This window comes from Pseudarthrobacter quantipunctorum, assembly GCF_045291495.1.
Classification (GTDB): domain Bacteria; phylum Actinomycetota; class Actinomycetes; order Actinomycetales; family Micrococcaceae; genus Arthrobacter; species Arthrobacter quantipunctorum.
The window spans coordinates 1,830,027-1,847,515 of sequence record NZ_CP148033.1 but is presented as its reverse complement, the minus strand read 5'-3'; the positions used below and the strand labels follow the sequence as shown (position 1 = coordinate 1,847,515).

At 64.5% G+C, this 17,489-nt stretch carries 18 protein-coding genes; 4 read left to right on the top strand and 14 right to left on the bottom strand.

Annotated elements, in window-relative coordinates:
* Window positions 1–23: 23 nt before the first annotated feature.
* The 6 genes from pdxS to WHH00_RS08525 all read right to left on the bottom strand — a co-directional run bounded on the left by pdxS (window position 24) and on the right by WHH00_RS08525 (window position 8,261).
* On the bottom strand, window positions 24–950 hold the full coding sequence (pdxS, locus tag WHH00_RS08550) for a pyridoxal 5'-phosphate synthase lyase subunit PdxS (protein ID WP_406638053.1): 927 nt from the start codon (window positions 948–950) through the stop codon (window positions 24–26).
* Window positions 951–1,095: 145 nt separating this feature from the next.
* A complete protein-coding gene (gene pgsA, locus WHH00_RS08545) occupies window positions 1,096–1,719 on the bottom strand; it encodes a phosphatidylinositol phosphate synthase (RefSeq protein ID WP_406638051.1) in 624 nt (207 codons plus the stop codon).
* Window positions 1,709–2,296: an HIT family protein gene (locus WHH00_RS08540; protein ID WP_406638049.1), complete on the bottom strand. Its 588-nt coding sequence runs from the start codon at window positions 2,294–2,296 to the stop codon at window positions 1,709–1,711. Before WHH00_RS08540 ends, pgsA begins: the two co-directional genes overlap by 11 nt.
* An 18-nt stretch (window positions 2,297–2,314) precedes the next feature.
* Window positions 2,315–4,324, bottom strand: a complete 2,010-nt coding sequence (gene thrS / locus WHH00_RS08535; protein WP_406638047.1) for a threonine--tRNA ligase — start codon at window positions 4,322–4,324, stop codon at window positions 2,315–2,317.
* A 116-nt stretch (window positions 4,325–4,440) separates the two neighbouring features.
* Complete coding sequence (locus WHH00_RS08530) at window positions 4,441–7,929, bottom strand: DNA polymerase III subunit alpha (RefSeq protein WP_406638045.1); 3,489 nt, start codon at window positions 7,927–7,929, stop codon at window positions 4,441–4,443.
* The gene (locus tag WHH00_RS08525) at window positions 7,926–8,261 is read right to left on the bottom strand and encodes a DUF6504 family protein (RefSeq protein ID WP_400516105.1); all 336 of its coding nucleotides are present in this window, start codon (window positions 8,259–8,261) and stop codon (window positions 7,926–7,928) included. Before WHH00_RS08525 ends, WHH00_RS08530 begins: the two co-directional genes overlap by 4 nt.
* Before the next feature lie 162 nt (window positions 8,262–8,423).
* On the opposite strand from WHH00_RS08525, the gene WHH00_RS08520 reads away from it, so the two are divergent.
* On the top strand, window positions 8,424–8,813 hold the full coding sequence (locus WHH00_RS08520; protein WP_406638043.1) for a hypothetical protein: 390 nt from the start codon (window positions 8,424–8,426) through the stop codon (window positions 8,811–8,813).
* 22 nt (window positions 8,814–8,835) lie between these two features.
* Here WHH00_RS08520 and WHH00_RS08515 read toward each other — a convergent pair whose 3' ends face one another.
* Window positions 8,836–9,156 carry a chorismate mutase gene (locus WHH00_RS08515; RefSeq protein ID WP_066276294.1) on the bottom strand — a complete coding sequence of 107 codons (321 nt, stop codon included), beginning with the start codon at window positions 9,154–9,156 and terminating at the stop codon, window positions 8,836–8,838.
* A gap of 19 nt (window positions 9,157–9,175) precedes the next feature.
* Here WHH00_RS08515 and WHH00_RS08510 point away from each other — a divergent pair, with 19 nt between their 5' ends.
* Window positions 9,176–9,598 carry a VOC family protein gene (locus tag WHH00_RS08510; protein WP_406638041.1) on the top strand — a complete coding sequence of 141 codons (423 nt, stop codon included), beginning with the start codon at window positions 9,176–9,178 and terminating at the stop codon, window positions 9,596–9,598.
* A gap of 42 nt (window positions 9,599–9,640) precedes the next feature.
* Here WHH00_RS08510 and WHH00_RS08505 read toward each other — a convergent pair whose 3' ends face one another.
* The gene (locus tag WHH00_RS08505) at window positions 9,641–10,402 is read right to left on the bottom strand and encodes an SOS response-associated peptidase (protein ID WP_406638039.1); all 762 of its coding nucleotides are present in this window, start codon (window positions 10,400–10,402) and stop codon (window positions 9,641–9,643) included.
* Between the two features lie 119 nt (window positions 10,403–10,521).
* Between WHH00_RS08505 and WHH00_RS08500 the strand changes: the two genes are divergently transcribed.
* Window positions 10,522–10,779, top strand: coding sequence for a mycoredoxin (locus WHH00_RS08500; RefSeq protein ID WP_066276302.1), 258 nt, complete (start codon window positions 10,522–10,524; stop codon window positions 10,777–10,779).
* Between the two features lie 125 nt (window positions 10,780–10,904).
* Here the strand turns inward: WHH00_RS08500 and WHH00_RS08495 are convergent, their stop codons facing one another.
* A complete protein-coding gene (locus WHH00_RS08495; RefSeq protein WP_350003092.1) occupies window positions 10,905–11,678 on the bottom strand; it encodes a lipoyl protein ligase domain-containing protein in 774 nt (257 codons plus the stop codon).
* On the opposite strand from WHH00_RS08495, the gene WHH00_RS08490 reads away from it, so the two are divergent.
* Entirely contained in the window at window positions 11,671–12,063 is a 393-nt protein-coding gene (locus WHH00_RS08490) for a DUF2177 family protein (protein ID WP_231456878.1), read from the top strand. The genes WHH00_RS08495 and WHH00_RS08490 overlap by 8 nt on opposite strands.
* Window positions 12,064–12,125: 62 nt before the next feature.
* Here the strand turns inward: WHH00_RS08490 and WHH00_RS08485 are convergent, their stop codons facing one another.
* From WHH00_RS08485 to WHH00_RS08465, 5 genes are all read right to left on the bottom strand, one after another.
* Complete coding sequence (locus tag WHH00_RS08485) at window positions 12,126–13,838, bottom strand: ABC1 kinase family protein (protein ID WP_374152932.1); 1,713 nt, start codon at window positions 13,836–13,838, stop codon at window positions 12,126–12,128.
* Window positions 13,839–13,843: 5 nt separating this feature from the next.
* Window positions 13,844–14,383, bottom strand: coding sequence for a PadR family transcriptional regulator (locus WHH00_RS08480; RefSeq protein ID WP_350003089.1), 540 nt, complete (start codon window positions 14,381–14,383; stop codon window positions 13,844–13,846).
* A gap of 276 nt (window positions 14,384–14,659) precedes the next feature.
* The gene (locus tag WHH00_RS08475; RefSeq protein WP_406638035.1) at window positions 14,660–15,775 is read right to left on the bottom strand and encodes an FAD-dependent monooxygenase; all 1,116 of its coding nucleotides are present in this window, start codon (window positions 15,773–15,775) and stop codon (window positions 14,660–14,662) included.
* 78 nt (window positions 15,776–15,853) lie between these two features.
* The gene (locus WHH00_RS08470; RefSeq protein ID WP_350003083.1) at window positions 15,854–16,618 is read right to left on the bottom strand and encodes a glucose 1-dehydrogenase; all 765 of its coding nucleotides are present in this window, start codon (window positions 16,616–16,618) and stop codon (window positions 15,854–15,856) included.
* 29 nt (window positions 16,619–16,647) lie between these two features.
* The gene (locus WHH00_RS08465) at window positions 16,648–17,415 is read right to left on the bottom strand and encodes an SDR family NAD(P)-dependent oxidoreductase (protein ID WP_406638033.1); all 768 of its coding nucleotides are present in this window, start codon (window positions 17,413–17,415) and stop codon (window positions 16,648–16,650) included.
* Window positions 17,416–17,489: the final 74 nt, after the last annotated feature.

Genomic DNA, 17,489 nt, shown 5'->3' with positions numbered 1-17,489 from the left:
CCGCCAAGCGCGAACCAGAGAAATTACCAGCCGCGCTCAGCGAGGCGGTGGGGCTGGGGGATCTCGTCGACGTTGATGCCCACCATGGCTTCGCCCAGGCCGCGGGAGGCCTTGGCGATGACGTCGGGGTCGTCGAAGAAGGTGGTGGCCTTGACGACGGCGGCGGCGCGCTGGGCGGGGTTGCCGGACTTGAAGATGCCGGAGCCGACGAACACGCCGTCAGCGCCGAGCTGCATCATCATGGCGGCGTCGGCCGGGGTGGCGATGCCGCCGGCGGTGAACAGCACCACCGGAAGCTTGCCGGCAGCGGCAACTTCCTTGACCAGTTCGTACGGGGCCTGCAGTTCCTTGGCCGCGACGTAGAGCTCGTCCTCGGGAAGGGCTGCGAGCTTGGCGATCTCGGAGCGGATCTGGCGCATGTGCCCGGTGGCGTTGGAGACGTCGCCGGTGCCGGCCTCGCCCTTGGAGCGGATCATCGCCGCACCCTCGTTGATGCGGCGCAGGGCCTCGCCGAGGTTGGTGGCACCACACACGAAGGGAACCTTGAAGTTCCATTTGTCGATGTGGTTGATGTAGTCGGCCGGGGTCAGGACCTCGGACTCGTCAATGTAGTCCACGCCGAGGGACTGCAGGACCTGCGCCTCGACGAAGTGGCCGATCCGGGCCTTGGCCATAACCGGCACGGAGACGGCGTCGATGATCTTGTCGATCATGTCGGGATCGGACATGCGGGACACGCCGCCCTGGGCGCGGATATCAGCCGGAACGCGTTCCAGCGCCATCACAGCAACGGCACCGGCGTCTTCGGCGATGCGGGCCTGCTCGACGTTGACGACGTCCATGATGACGCCGCCCTTGAGCATCTCAGCCATGCCCCGCTTGACGCGGTTGCTGCCCGTGACGCTGTTCGCGGACGTACCGGCCCCGCTGCTTACATCAGGTGTAGACACAAAAACCCCTATGGGTAGATAGATGACCTTCGCCGGGCGTGCAGGGCGGCACAAAGATGCCATCTGTGCACACACCGGGTTGCCGGATCCAATGACCGGGCATTCCTAATACTAGTCTCACCGCGGCCGGCCGGCTTAATTCGCGTTAATCGGCAGTTGACGGTTCCGCGAGGGCCTGCCGGCGGACCGAAACCACGCGCTGGACCACGGTGATCAGGCTGGCGACGGCCAGCAGCAGGAGAGTCACCAGCAGGACCACCTCAGGGAGCCCAAGACCGGTGAATCCCGTGACAACCAATACTGAGACGAGGCGCTCGGCACGCTCGGCGATTCCGACGTTGGCTGTGAACCCCAACGATTCCGCTTTCGCACGGGCGTAGGAAACCACCATGCCCAGGACAAGGCAGACGATGGCTGCGACGGCGACCGGGACGTTGGCCCCGCCGGTGAAGAACCATACGGCCACGCCGGCGAACAGGGCGCCGTCGGCAATCCGGTCCAGGGTGGAGTCAAGGAAGTTGCCCCAGCGGCTGCCCACCTCCCTCATCCTGGCCATGATGCCGTCCAGGACGTCGGAGAAGATGAACGCCGTGATGAACAGGGTTCCCCACCAGAGCTGGCCGAGCGGGTAGAACACCAGCGCACCCACCACCACTCCGGCGGTGCCGATGACAGTAACTGCGTCAGGCGAGATTCCGATTTTGAGGAGCCAGCGGGCAAGCGGGGTGAACAGCGCGGTGAAAAACCCGCGCGCGTGCTTATTCAGCATCCGTCTCCCCGGGCCAGGCGTCGGCCACCTGCTGGCGGACCTCGTCGAGGGTCTGGGTGATGGCCTTGGTGTGGGCGATGATAGGGAAGAAATTCCCGTCGCCGCCCCAGCGTGGAACGATGTGCTGGTGCAGGTGCGCGGCGATGCCGGCACCGCCCACAACTCCCTGGTTCATGCCCAGGTTGAAACCGCCCGGGTTGGCCACTTTACGCAGCACCCGCATGGCCGTCTGCGTGAGGTCCGCAAACTCCGCCGTCTCATCGAGCGTCAGGTCGGTGTAGTCCGGGATGTGCCGGTAGGGGCACACCAGGAGATGCCCGGGGTTGTAGGGAAACAGGTTGAGCACCACGTAGCACGTCTTTCCGCGGTGGACGATGAGTGCTTCCTCGTCCGACCTTCCGGGCCCGACGCAGAAGGGGCAGTCATTTTCGTTCTTGAACTGGTGCTGCCCGCCCTTGATGTACGCCATGCGGTGCGGAGTCCACAGGCGCTGGAAGGCGTCCGGGACACCGGCGAGGTCAAAGTCGTCGGTAACGCCGGCATCTCCTGGATACCCTGCGCCTGTGTTCTCCTGCACGGTGCTGTTCCGTTTCCGCTAGCTGGTCCGGTTACGGACGGCTTCCGTGATCCGCTTGACTGCCTCTGCCACGGGCACGCCGTTGTCCTGGCTTCCATCACGGAAGCGGAACGAAACGGCGCCCGCTTCGGCATCGTCCCCGCCGGCGATCAGCACGAACGGAATCTTGTCCTTGCTGGCCGTTCGGATCTTCTTGGGGAACCGGTCCGAGGAGGTGTCCACTTCGGCGCGGATCCCTGCGGCCTTCAGCTGGTCGACGACGTCGAACATGTACTCATTGAAGGTCTCAGCAACCGGAATGCCCACCACCTGTACCGGTGCCAGCCACGCGGGGAAGGCTCCGGCGTAGTGCTCGGTCAGCACGCCCATGAAACGCTCGATTGATCCGAACAGGGCACGGTGGATCATCACGGGCCGCTGCCGGCTGCCGTCTGCAGCCTGGAACTCGAGTTCGAAGCGTTCAGGCAGGTTGAAGTCCAGCTGGATAGTGGACATCTGCCAGGTGCGGCCAAGGGCGTCCTTGGCCTGCACCGAGATCTTGGGGCCGTAGAAGGCGGCCCCACCCGGATCCGCGACCAGTTCCAGGCCGGATTCCTCGGCCACTTCGGCGAGGGTGCGGGTGGCTTCTTCCCAGGCCGCGTCCTCCCCAACGTACTTCTCCGGATCCTTGGTGGACAGCTCCAGGTAGAAGTCGTTCAGGCCGTAGTCCTTCAGGAGGTCCAGCACGAACGTCAGCGTCTTGGTGAGCTCGACCTTCATCTGCTCGCGGGTGCAGTAGATGTGGGCGTCGTCCTGTGTCATGCCGCGGACCCGGGTCAGGCCGTGCACCACGCCGGACTTCTCGTACCGGTACACGGAGCCGAATTCGAAGAGCCGCAGGGGCAGTTCGCGGTAGGACCGTCCCCGGGCGCGGAAGATCAGGTTGTGCATGGGGCAGTTCATCGGCTTGAGGTAGTAGTCCTGGCCGGGTTTGCGGACAGTGCCGTCCTCGTTGAGTTCGGCGTCCACGTGCATCGCGGGGAACATGCCGTCCTTGTACCAGTCCAGGTGGCCGGAGACCTCGTACAGGTGGCCCTTGGTGATGTGCGGGGTGTAGACGAACTCGTAACCGGCTTCGACGTGGCGCTGCCGGGAGTAGTCCTCCATCTCCTTGCGGATGATGCCGCCCTTGGGGTGGAAGACCGGAAGGCCTGAGCCGAGTTCATCCGGGAAGGAAAACAGGTCAAGTTCCGAGCCGAGCTTGCGGTGGTCGCGGCGTTCTGCCTCTGCGATGCGTTCCTGGTAGGCCTTGAGGGCGTCCTTGGTGGGCCAGGCCGTGCCGTAGATGCGCTGCAGCTGCTGGTTCTTCTGGTTGCCCAGCCAGTATGCGGAGGACGAGCGGGTGAGGGCAAAGGCGTTGGAGATGAGCTTGGTGTTGGGCAGGTGCGGGCCGCGGCAGAGATCGCACCAAACGGTGGTCCCTTCCTTGCGCTCAACGTTGTCGTAAATAGTGATGTCGCCTGCGCCGACCTCCACGTTCACGCCCTCGCCTGCCTCGGCGGCCTCGTTTTTCTTGCCCAGCAGTTCGAGCTTGTAGGGCTCGTTCTTCATGGCTTCACGGGCTTCGTCCTCGCTCACCACGCGGCGGACGAACTTCTGGTTCTGGTTGATGATCTTCTGCATCATCTTTTCGAGGGTCTTGAGGTCCTCGGGAGTGAACGGTTCTGCCACATCGAAGTCGAAGTAGAACCCGTCAGTAATGTACGGGCCGATGCCCAGCTTGGCGTCGGGGCGCAACTGCTGGACAGCCTGGGCCATGACGTGGGCGGTGGAGTGGCGGAGGACGTTAAGGCCGTCGGGAGAGTCAATTGTGACGCCTTGGACGTCGGCGCCTTCCGGCAGCTCCTGGTCAAGGTCCTTCAGCTCGCCGTTGACGCGGGCTACAACAACATCACGGCGCTCAAAGAAGAGTTCCGCACCGGTTGTCCCGGTAGTCACCTTGGTCTCTTCGCCATCGACGAGAAGGGTGATCTGCTGGGCATCTGACACGGGTGTCTCCTATTCAAAGTTAAGGCTTCATAGCTTGTGGCATACGGGGACCACAGCCAGCCATCGTCAATGCTATCGGTTCCGCTGAGGCCCGACCAACGCGGCGCACGGAAGGGTCAGCCGCTGAATCCCGTTATGGCGAGGCTCCTGCTGATTCCATCCAGCGGATGCGGGGCTTCGGGTTCCTGCGGACGGGAATCCGGGAAGGGCAGGGTCTCTGTCCTGCCAAGGTCCCAGGCCATGCTTGCACTTAGGCTGATCCCACGAGGCCCGGTCCGCCGGGTTGTCCCGCGGATCAGCAGCAGCCTGGTCCCAAAGAGGAGCATGCCGGCTTTTTCCTGGGCTTCGTGGAAAAAGACCGAATCTATGCAGCCGGTGCCGTCGTCGATACTGATGAAGACCACGCGCCTCCCGCCCCTCATGGGCGGCGTCTGTGTTGCCACCCGCACTCCGGCCACCAATACCTCCGTTCCGTTGCGCAGGCCCAGGAGTTTGTCCGCCGTGGTGACACCAAGCCTGTCCAGCATGGGCCGGTGGCTGTCCATCAGGTGGCTGCTGACGTCCACGGCCATCAGGTCCAGTTCAGCCCGCACGTTTTCCACAAGTGTTGGCGACGGGAGCCCCGGCTTAACATTGCGCAGTTCAACATCCCCCAAGGGCAGGGACAGCTGGCCCTCGAGGACTTCCACGCCTTTCCGCCCACTGCTGGACCCCTGGATCTGTTGCAGGTGGTGGACGAGGTCGGCCCGGTTTGCCGTGCCGCCCGCCTCACGGTGAAGCGAATCAAAAGCCCCCAGCTGGGCCAACCGCTTGATATTGGGCTTGCTGACCCGTGACCGCGCCCTCAGGTCCGCAAGGGAGTCATAGGGCTGGCCCGCGACGATGCGTTTGAGTTCTGTTGCGGAAAGCCCATAGATGCCGTTGAGGCTGAGCCTGATACCCAGTTTTCCTGCGTCCTTGCCTTCTTCGATCCGTTCCACCCGGTACTCAGCCTTGCTGCGGTTAATGTCCAAGGGAAAAATGGGAATCCCGAGCCGCCGGGCTTCCGCCACCAGGAGCCTCTTGGGGTACATGCCGGGATCGTGCTCCCACAGGCCGGCAAGGAACGCTTCCGGATGATGGGCCTTCAGCCAGGCCGACTGGTAGGTGGGAACGGCGAAGGCGGCGCCGTGTGCTTTGCAGAATCCAAAACTTCCAAAGGCCTTCAGCGTCCCCCAGACGTTGTCCACCACCTCTGGCTGGTAACCCTTGATCCTGGCAGCTTTGCGGAAGAATTCCTCCACCTCCAGCTCGAGTGCCTCATTTCCCAGGGCGCGGCGGAATTCGTCAGCGCGGGCCAGCCCGCAGCCGGTCATCACATCAAAGGTCCGCAGTATCTGTTCGTGGAAGACGGTAACGCCATGGGTTTCCGCCAGCACGGGTTTAAGGTCCGGATGCGGATAGACCTCGGGGGCGAAACCGTGCCGGTGTTCCAGGAAGGGCCGGACCATGTCCGACTTCATGGGGCCGGGACGGAACAGCGAGATATCGATGATGAGATCGTTGAACTCCCGGGGCGCCATCTTGCCGATCAGTTCCCGCTGGCCGGGTGATTCAATCTGGAAACAGCCCAGGGTGTGGGTGCTTCTGATGAGATCAAAGGTGGCTTCATCATCAAGGGGAACTGCATTGAGGTTGATGTGGCCATTGTCAGCAATGTAGTCGGGCCCTGTGCCGTCAGGTCCGGACGGATGTCTTCCGGCGGCCACCACTTCCTGTTTGGACGGGTGGATGCGGATGACTTCACGGACGGCAAACGCCATGGCGCTCTGCATCCGGACTCCCAGGACGTCAAGCTTGAGCATGCCCATGGGATCCATGTCGTGCTTATCGAACTGGCTCATGGGCAGCCCCAGCCCGCTGGGCTGCACCGGGGTGCGGTCCAGGAGGGTAGCGTCGCCAAGGATTACGCCACAGGGGTGCATGGATATGTGGCGGGGCAGCCGGTCCAGGCGTTCCGTCAGGTCAACCAGCAGGTCAAGCTGCTGGTTCCCGTCCTGATCGCGCTGCTCCACCCTGCCGGCGAATTCCCGGAGTTCAGGTTTTTCCTGCAGTGCCTCACGGAATTTCCGCGCAGAAAAACGCCACAGCTGCTTGGCGATCTCCCCCACCTCGTCGTCGTCCATGCCCAGCGCCATCCCCGCGTCCCGCACCGCACCCCGGGCCCGGTATCCGTTCTGCATGCTCATCAGGGTGACCCGCTCGGAACCGAATCTCTTGAAAATGCGGTGGTAGACGTTATGCCGCTCCGCGCTTTCAACGTCAATATCGATGTCCGGAAGGGTTGCGCGGTCCTGTGAAAGGAACCGTTCAAAGATGAGGTCGTGCTGCAAGGGGTTCACCTGGCTGACGTCAATCAGGTAGTTGACCAGGCTTGAGGCGCCTGATCCCCGGGCAGCCGCCCGCACTCCCATCTCCTGGATCATGCGTGATACCTCGGCGACGGTCAGGAAGTAGGAGGAAAACCCGAGGTTGCGGATGATGCCCAGCTCATGGTCGAGCCGGGAGAGCATCCTCTCTCCGGCTGCGCCAGCAATTCCCGGAAAGCGCCGGCTGATACCGGCCTGGCACCGCTGGACCAGTTCAACGTGTGGATCCTGGCTGATGCCTATGACTGAGGCTTCGGGCACTACCGGCTGCTTCCAGCCCATGTCCGTGGCCGGATCCATCCGGCAGCGGTCGGCGAGCGCCTCGGTTTGGGCCATCAGCTGTTTCAGGTCCGCGGCACCGTATCCTGCCGCTGAAATGATCTCTTTGCCCAGCCGGAGCATTTCCGGTGAAGACTTCAGCCATCCCTGGCCGGTTGGCTGAAGCAGCGGTTCATCCGCGAGTTCAGGCAGGGATTTCAGGGTGCGGGCTGAGTCGAGAACATCGGCGGTGGGGGCACCGTCTGCTGCGCAGTACCTGACGGCGTTGGTCAGGACAGCAGGAACATGATGCTCTTCGGCAAGCCTGAGCATCCGGACGGCATGGGCTGTGCTCAACGGCTTTCCCGGTGCGCTGAGCTGGGACACGATCTCGGCCACCAGCGTGCCTGCGGGCATGGCCTCCAGCCACTGTTTGAAAAGGGTGCGCGGGCGAAGGTAGCGGCGCCCTCCCATGGCCCGTCCGACGTCGGAATCAGGCCCGATCAGGACCGTCAACACCGGTTTGAGGGTTTGGGGATCAAGGGTGCGGGAAGCCAGCTCTGCCCGGGTGACGGCCACGGGGACTGCTCCCCCGGCTTTTCCCGTGGTGCGGGCGTGGGCGTCGGAAATCAATCTGCAGAGGGCACGGTAGCCGGCCCCGTTGTTGTGGCCCCGGGCCAGCACCACCACCCTGCCGGCCAGCTGCGTGCGGTGATCGCCGTCGTCGTCGAAAACGGCAAGGTCAACCCCAACGATGGGGTCGATGCCTGCTGCCATGCATGCCTTGAGGTGTTTGATGGTTCCGTACAGACCGTCCCTGTCCGTGCAGGCGAGCGCGGTTGCGCCGTCAGCGGCCGCGGCCTGCGCCAGTTCCTCGGGCCACGAGACGCCGTAATGGGCACTGAAAGCGGTGGAGACGTGAAGATGGGTGAAACTCATGCTGTCCTGGGCCGGAGTGCGTCATGGATGCGCAGGAGCCGCCAGCGGCCGCTGCGGATATGCCTGGTGAGGTCAAGGGTCAGGGGTTCTTCCGGCGCTTCAGAACCTCGCCCCGGATTGGATGGAAGGACTTGGACGCGCCAGATCTCATGGTCCACCACTCCGGGTCCGCTGCCCAGCGGCGCGCGGCTTTCTTCGGCCCACCATTGCCTGCGTTCGTACCAGCGCACGGGTTCAGTGCAGACGGTATAGGACCGGCCTGCCCACAGCAGGCTGCTTGGTTCGCCGTCCGCAGCGCACTGGACATCCACGGATTCGCTGAACATCCCCATGGCGCCTCCCCGGCTGGATAGAACTGGAAATATTCGAACACATATTCGAATAACATCAGTCTACCCCTGCCCAGAACGGGGGCATAGATGGGCCATGGGAGGGACAAAGAAGATTGGCCGTCAAGGGTGGACGGACCGATCGCCAGGGAGCAGGATTGTGCCATGAAAACCCAAGACGCACTTCTGAAGCAGGCAAGCATCACAACCCAGGACTCCACCGTGGTGGCCACGTTCGATATAGACGGCACCATCCCGGATTCCGGTGCTTACGTAGTGGGGCTGGTGGGGGCTACGCCCGACTATTCCTCGCAACGGAGGCTGTGTATTGAGTTCATGAACGGGAAGGCCATTGCCTTCTATTCCTTCAACCGCGAACAGGGAGTCGAGGAAGACTACGACCTGTCCGGGGTAACCCATTCAGAGAACAGCATCACCGGCAGCTTTCCCCTTGCCGCCCTGAACGGGCTCGGCAAGGGGCACCTCATGTCAGCCTTCAGCGAGGCCGAGGGCAGGGAATACCAGCACGGCGTCCCCGTGGCGGAAAACCTGTAAGCCGGGCCCGAACAGCGGCAGATCAGCTGTTCTCTTTGTGGACCTTCAGTTCCAGTTCAATAAAGCCGGAGATCATGGCCCGGTACGTGGACTCGACGATGTCCGGGTCTATGTCCTTCTTTTCCGCGGCTGAACGGACGTGCTCAATGATCCGTTCCACCCGGCCGGGCGCACGGACCTCGGCGTCGTCGCCCTTGAGCGTCCCGGCAATACGGATCAGCCGTTCGCGGCGGGCGATGAGGGTGACGATCTGTTCATCCACTTCGTCAACAGCAACCCGGACGGCAGCGAGCTGTTCCTTGTCGGCCAAAGCATCTCTATCGTTTCCTTGAATTGTCGCCATCGTCTGACAGTATCGAAGCATGCAGCCAAGAGTCGACTTCATTTCGCTGGGCGTCCGCAGTGTTGCCACGTCCCGGGCCTTCTACGTTGACGGGCTGGGCTGGCCTGTCCACCGCGAGGTTCCAGGTGACGTGGTGTTCATCCAGGTGAACCACGGGCTGGTGCTGTCCCTGTGGGATGTGCGCCAGATGCAGGCAGACGCCGGCGTCACGGCGTCCGGGGGTGTCCCCTGCATCACGCTGAGCCACAACCTTCCCGGCACGGAGGACGTGGACCGCGTCATGGAGGAAGCTGCCGCCGCAGGGGCGGACATCATCTCCGAGCCCATCACCCAGCCCTGGGGCGGCTACAGCGGCTACTTCGCGGACCCGGACGGTTTCCGGTGGGAGGTTGCGTACAACCCCACCTGGGCAGTGGACGACGACGGCGCGGTCACCGTATAGCCCTTCCTTAAGGTTTGGTCCGGGCTGCTGGAGGGCCCGCTGCTAGAAGAGAGCTTCCACGGGCTCGATGAGTTCGGGCCCGTTGTTCCTGACGTTGCCCACTTCTTTCCCTACGGATTCCACGTGCCAGTCAGCAGCCACGTCCTTGACGCCCGCCCGCACCAGGTCCACAAGTCCTGCCGGATCATCGGCCTGGGGGTCAAGCCAGGCCTGCATGGTGGCTTTGTCCATGGGCAGGGGGACCCGGTCATGGAGTGCCGTGAGTTTTCCAAATACGGTCGACTCACTGCCAGGCGGGGGCGTGTCAGTGGTCAGGATGGACGTTGAGAGCAGCCACCCGCCCGGCTCCCCTGCCGGCCAGGTGGGATCCTTCCACCATTCATAGAGCCCTGCGAACACCAAGCCATGGCCAGCGCCCGGGTGCACGTAGTACGGCTGCTTGGACTTACCCGGCCCCTGCTTCCACTCGTAGTAGCCGTCTGCCGGGACAGCGCAGCGGCGGGACTGGATGGCTTTCCGGAACGCCGGCTTTTCAAGGACGGACTCGCTGCGGGCATTGATCATCCGGGAACCGATTCCGGGATCCTTGGCCCATGACGGGACCAGCCCCCAGCGGGCCACATGGAGCTGGCGGACTTGCCTGTTTCCGGATTCGCCGTCCACCAGGCGTTCCAGGACGATCGGGACGTCGTCCGTCGGAGCCACATTCCACGACGGCGGGATGCTGACTTCGTCCTCAAGTTCGGCGTCGAACTCGGCAAGGAGGTCCCCCACCGCGCGTGCCATTACGTAACGTCCACACATGGCTCCAGCATGCCATCGCGGGCAGGAGCTGTCATCCGCGGGCCCCAGTAGCGGGGAATAGCGGACTGCACGCTACCGTTACAGGAACGAAACCGTTATCAAGCACAGAGGAGAGCTCCGTGGACTTCACTCCCGAATCCGGCACCATCACCATGTTTTCCACCACCTGGTGCGGCTACTGCAACCGCCTGAAGAAGCAGCTTGACGCCCAGGGCATCGGCTACACCGAGATCAACATCGAGGAAGTGGAAGGCACCGCCGAACTCGTGGAGCAGCTGAACGGCGGAAACCAGACCGTCCCCACCGTCCTCTTCCCGGACGGCACCGCCGCCACGAACCCTTCCGCTGCCGAGGTCAAGCAGCGCCTCGCAGCCTAGCCGGCACGCCGCCCCGGCCGGCACACCCGCACGCGAACCGGGGGTCCGGGCCAGGGACGAATGGAACGGGACCAACATTTCCCAATGCTGGTCCCGTTCGCTGTGCCCGGCAGCAACCAGCCGGGTCATGCCCCCAGGCTGCTGAACGAAGCGGTTTCCAGGGTGGCATTGCCCGCGTACACGGAAAGAAGGGCCTCCTCCACCGCTGCGACGTCCACACCAGGCACAAGGTCGTCCACCGCCCCTGCCGTAGCAGGATCCCAGTCAAGCCCCAGGGCAGCGTAGCTGTCGGTCAGCACTTTGCGGATCGGCGCCGAGTTTTCCACCACGATCACCGAGCTGAACAGCCACCCGCCGGCCACTACCCGCTGCGCGGTGCCCACGAGTTTGACCCGATGGGTGCCGTCACAGGGATCCGTGCCGTGCACACTGAACTCGCCGGGGCAGTATTCCCCGGGAATCTCGCCCACAGCCGCCTGCACGCCCACCCGGCGCAGGGCGTCCGCGAACAGCTCCGCGAAATATCCGAACCTGGTCTTGGAGCCGGCGATGGCGTCCGCGTCCGGTTCAATATGGTCCACCACCAGGGTTCCCTCGTGATAGGCGGCCGCCCGCCCTCCTGCCCGGCGGACCAGGGGTTCGAAGCCATTGGCGCGGCAGGCCATGGCGGCGGCCTCGAATCCCGGAAGGCGGGTGTCACGCTGGCCGAACGCGACCGTGGGGGCGGGCCGGTACAGCCGCAGCGTGGGGCCAATGTCCCCGTTTTTGGCCCTGGCCAGCAGTTCCAGGCCGAACTCCAGGTCCCGGCCTGCGCCCAGCGTCTGTTCCTGCCGCACCACTGTCAGCGCGCGGGGCCGCGGACCGCCGTCGTTCATATTGCTAAGCTCCCTTATGGTCATTCTGCAATTCCTCGTTGTCGCCGCCGCCTTCGCCGCGATCGACGCCGTCTGGCTCAAGCTGATGAACCCCTTTTACCGCAGCCATATTGGCGAGCTGCTGGCGGACAAACCACACCTAGGTTACGCCGTGGCGTTCTACGTCATTTACATCGCCGGGATTGTGTTCTTTGCACTGCGGCCCGCGCTCGACGGCGGCAGCTGGCTAACTGCCCTGGGCTACGGTGCGGCCCTGGGCGCCTTCGCCTACGCCACCTACGACCTCACCAACGCAGCCACCCTGAAGGTGTGGCCGCTGCAGCTGATCGTCGTGGACATGCTGTGGGGCGCAGTGCTGACCGGCCTGTCAACACTCGCAGGCTGGCTGGTTTTTCACACCCGGACCTGACGCTCGCGCCAAGGCCGCTGCGGCGGTGCCCAGGCAGCGGCTGCGCCCCCGGCGCTGCCGCTTCAAAGCCCGCGGCGGCCTGCCCACATCCCGTGCAGCAGCGGGACTGCAGAACCTGCCATAAGGATGCCGCCCAGGACGGCGTCGTCAGCCCGCACAATGGCGCCGGCGATGAGCAGGGCGGCAAACACCAGGGCAGAAGCAGAGCGCCGGTTGCTGCGGTCCAGCCGGGCGATCTGCCGTTCTAGACGGGGGTTGGCAACAGCGAGGGAGCCTTCCTCAAGCCGTCCGGCCAGTGCGTCCAGGCGCTTCGGCAGGCGCAGCGCGGTCGCTGCGGCGTCGAGGGCCTGCTGGGCCACGTCCTCCACAATGTTGCCGCGCTCGTCGCGCAGAAGCCTGGCCGCGTATGGTTCCACGGAATCCCACAGGTTGAAGCGCTCATCGAGCGAGCTGCACACCCCCGAGGTCAGCGACATCGCCCGGATGATGAGCAGGAAATTCTCCGGAAGCTGGAACGGCAGCGAACGGACCACGTCGCCGAACTCCACCGCGAAGTCGCGGAACTCCCTCGGATCTACTTCCCGGAGCTCGGCGAACCCCATGCCGCCGAAGCGGGCGAAGAGGTGCGTCATGGCTCGCTCCATCTCCACGGTGTCGGCTGACGGCGCCAGCACTCCGACGTCGTTGATCGCCGCCACCAGGCCCCTGCTGTCGCGCGCGGCGGCCGCAATCAGCAGCTTCCGGAGTCCGCTGCGGGTGGAGGAGGTGATTTCGCCCATCATGCCGAAATCGATGAACGTCAGCTTCCAGGGGCGGTCCCCCGCCGCTGCGGCCACGGGCGTGACGAAGATGTTCCCCGGGTGCGGGTCGGCGTGGAAGTAGCCGTTGGTGAACATCTGGTCGAACATGACCGAGGCGAACACCGGAGCCACTTCGGCCGGATCAATGCCCGCTGCACGGAGCGCCCCGGCCTCCGTGATCTTGATGGCCGTAACGTCTTCAAGGGTGAGCACACGACGTGTGCTCCGCTCCCAGGCGATGCCTGGCACGCAGACCCTCCCGTCGTCGGCAAAGTCGACGGCGAAGCGTTCCGAATTTGCGGCCTCGTGCAGGTAGTCGATCTCCTCGAAGCTTGTTTGCGCAAACTCCTCCACCAGGGCCGGCATATTGGCGCGGCTGGACACCAGCCGGATCCGGCTGAGCCAGCTGCCTACCTTCCGCAGCGCTGCAAGGTCGACGTCGACAATCGCGTCGATGCCGGGACGCTGCACCTTGAGCACTACGTCGGTGAACCCGGTGTCGGCCGCATCAGTGGAATGAAGGCGTGCCCGGTGCGCCTGCCCCAGCGACGCTGCGGCGATCGGCGACTCCTCCACGAACGCGAACACCTGCTCAAGCGGAGCGCCCAGCTCCTCCTCGGCCAAGGCGCGGATCGAAGGAAACGGAACCGGCGGCACCTCGTCCTGGAGCCCTTCGAGCTCCTTGGTGATCTGGGGCGGTAAAATATCGAGCCGTGAGGAGAGGAACTGCCCTACCTTGATCATCAGTCCGCCGAGTTCCACGGCCATTCCATGGAAGCGCCGGGCGAAGCGCTGCATCCGGCGTGACCGTGTCCGTTCCGCGATCAGGGCAAGACCGATCCGCGGGAGGAACAGTTCAAACCACCACGTCACCGCCAGGTTCCAGGCGGCGAAGCGCAGGATGCGGCGGTAGCGGGCGCGGGTGTCTCCGGCGCCCGCGGCCGGAGACACCCGAGTCAGGCGGACAGACGCCACCCGCGTCAGTCCTGGGCGAGGATCGCGTAGATCCGGCGCCGTGCGTCGTCAAGCACTGCCACGGCCTGCTGCACCTGGTCCGGGGAGCCCGTGCGGCCCACCTGGGCTGCAGCCTGCGCGAGCTCCACCCCCGCTTTGGGCAGGGATCCAAACCCGCCGGATTGGGAACCTGGCGAGTCCCACGGCGTTGCCCCTCGGTCCTGCGCAACTTCTTCACGGCCGGCTTCGGTCAGCGAATAGATCTTGCGGCCGTTGGATTCCTCGGCGCTGATAGTGCCCTCGTCCGCGAGCAGCTGCAAGGTGGGGTAGACGGACCCGGCGCTGGGCTTCCAGCTGCCGCCGCTGCGCTCCTCGATCTCGCGGATGATCTGGTAGCCGTGCATCGGCCGCTCAGCGAGGAGCGCCAGCACCGCGGACCGCACCTCCCCCTTGCCGGCACGGGTTCCAGCGCGTTTTTCGAACCGTGAGCGCAGCTCCTCGACCGCCTGCCACATACCGTCTATGTTGCTCCCGCCGAATCCGGCTGCTGGGTATGAACCACGCATGATGATCTCCTTTGAAAACCGCCAACGATATACAACGATACTCAACGATACATCCACCGACCCTGCGGTGGCTGCCGCTGTGTGGCGACGTTCTCGATGGCCAAGTGGTGCTTCACATCAGGGCCCGGGGTCTGTTCGGGTGCCGCTGTGTCTCGTATCCCTAGGAATTCGGGACACGGGAGTTATGAGACACAGGTGGTGGTTGGCGCCGGAGACTCTGCTGGGCTTCGGTGTGTCTGGGTCTGTTTTGGGTGATCGGAAAGTACCTGAATTGGTTTAGGCTGCGCGTCGGGCGAAGGAGCGGCTGAATCCTTGTCCTGATTGCACCAGGTTCCGGGCACTGCGGATTCTTGCGCTCTCGTAGTTGAGCAGTGCATTGGTGGTGGTGCCGGAGTCTGAGATGGCGTTGGCAATGGCTTCGGCGTCGTAGAGGGATTCGGCGAAGCCGCTGCCCGTCATGGGGGTTGGCACGTGGGCGGCGTCTCCGACGATGGCGACCCGGCCGTTGGCGAGTCGTGCGGGGACGTATTCGGCGATGGGTGTGCCGATGACGGCTCGCCGTTCGATGCTGTCGAGGATTGCCTCTTTCCAGGGCGAGGGAAACAGTTCCCGGGCCTGTGCGGCGAGTTCCCGGTAGGTCGCATTGGGGATGCCGGCGGGCATGAGCGAGTGCCGCACCACGGAACCGTTGACGCTACCAGTGGAGCGGAGCAGTCCGTTTCTGCTGGAGTCGTACCAGGCCCAGCCCAGGCGGCGTGATCCTGGCGCGTGGGAACCGTTGGCGCCCGGGAGCGGGTAGCCGAGCAGCGTGTTGTCGTTGTCGCCGAGGAAGGCGACGTCTTGTGGCCAGCGCCGGGTCCTGATGGCTGATTCGTCGGCGATGCCGATCCATATGACGTAGCCGGCGAAGGTGGCGTCGGGGTGTTCTGGTGCGATGTGCCGGCGGACGGTGCTGCGGTGGCCGTCGGCCCCGATCACGATGTCCGCAGTGATCCTCTGCCTCTCTGAGGTGAGGGCCCAGGCGGAATGTGCATCCTGGCCGACTTTGCGCACGGTGGTGTTTTGCCGCAGTTCGATGATCGGGTTTGCTTCTATGGCCGCGCGGAGTGCGCCGTGGACGGCGAACCAGGTTTGGATTCCGGGGGCGAGGGGCTGGGGTACCTGGGAGGTGGGGAGGCCGGTGATGCGTTCGAGGAGGCCGTCCTGGACGTGGAGGGCAGCTCCTGTGCGTCCGGTCTCATCGGAGCGTTCGAGTAAGGTGACGTGGACGCCGGTCCTGGAGAGCGTCAGGGCAGTCATGAGCCCTGCGAGGGACGCCCCGACGATCAGGGCGGTGGCGGGTGAGCTGGGATTGTGGGCGGGTCTGGTGGTAGGGCGGCTGTCTGCGCGCACGCGGGTCTCCTGTCTCCTGTGGCCGCGGGGGTTGGTTTTGGTGCTGTGGCCCGCTCCGGTCGCGGGCCACACGAGGGCTCAGGCTTTGCCGGCGTAGACGGCGGTCATGCCGCCGTCGACGACGAGGTCGATGCCGGTGATGTAGCTGCTGGCGTCGGAGGCGAGGAAGATTACGGCGTCGCCGATGTCTTCGGCGGTGCCGACCCGGCCGGCGGGGACTTCGGGGGTGACGAGGTCGACGTATTCCTGGACCTGGGTTTCTGTCATGCCCAGCTCGGTGGTGTAGGCGTCGGTGGGAATGACGCCGGGGCTGACGCCGTTGACGCGGATCCGGCGGTGTTTGAGGTCTGTTGTCCAGCTTTTGGTGAAGGAACGTACCGCGGCTTTGGTGGCGGCATAGAGGCTGAAGTCCTTGAGTCCCATGTCGGCGGTGATGGAGGTGTTGATGATGATGGAGCTTCCGTCGCGCAGCACGGGCAGCATGGCCTGGACGGTGAACAGGACGCCTTTGACGTTGACGCCGAACTGCCGGTCGAAGTCTTCGGTGGTGATCTGTTCCAGGGAGATGGGGTGGCCGCCACCGGCGTTGGCGAAGATGGTGTCCAGCCCGCCGTGTTCCTGGCGGATGAGCTCCGCGAGCTGGTCCATGTCGGCTTTGTTCGTGACGTCCGCGCGGACAGCACGCGCACGCCCCCCGATGTCTGCTGCGACCTTCTCGAGGGGTTCGAGGTTCCGGCCTGTGACGTAGACGAAGGCGCCTTCCTCGGCCAGGCGGCGGGCTGTGCCCCGGCCGATGCCCGTGCCTGCGCCGGTGACGAGGGCGATTTTGCCTTCCAACTGCATGCTGTGTTCCTTCTTGCTCGGTTTGTTCTTCAGAAGAGTGTGATGCCGGTCAGTTCGGCGAGTTTGTCCGTGAGCCTGTCCTGGAAGTCTGGGTCGGTGACTTCCCGTGCCGGGGTCAGCTGCCGGCGGTGGTGCCAGTAGTTGCCGGAGACCAGGGCAGCGGGGTCATTGCTGACGGCCAGCCAGCTTTGGGTGTCGTGGCCCATGGCCAGATCATCCGGCGCACCGGGGCCGCCCATTTTGGTGGGCACCCAGCCGGGGTCTACGGAGTTGCTGAGCACAGTAGGCCAGTAACGGGCAACGACGGCGGAGAGTGCCGAGACGTAGAGCTTGCTCTCGGAGTAGGCGGCGTCGGCGTCCCAGCGCCGCTGGGTCCAGTCAATGTCCTGCAGGTCTCCGGTGGAGCCGTGGTGCATGCCGCTGCTGACGTAGATCAGCCGGTCCGGCCGTTCGATCAGGGCGGTGAGGATGTAGGGGGCGAACACGTTGACGGCAAAGGTCCGGGAATGCCCCTCGGGGGTAGCAATACGTTGCGGCGAGAGGTAAATGCCGGCGTTATGGATGATGGCGTCCATCCGTCCGTGCTTGTTGACCTGCCCGGCGAGTTTCCGGGTTTCGGCGGCGCTGGCCAGGTCACCGATCACGATCCCGGCCGCTTGCGGGGCGAGATGATTGAGGGCTGTGGCGCGTTCGCTGGTTCGGGCGTGCAGCAGGACCTCGTGGCCGGCGTTGATAAGGGTGCGGGCGTTGGCGAGGCCGAGCCCGTCGGTTGAGCCGGTGACGAAGATGCGGGCCATGACGATAGTCCTTTCCTTAGGTCAGCGTGGCGGGGGCCGGGCGGGACGGCTAACCCGTCCCGCCCGGATCCGTC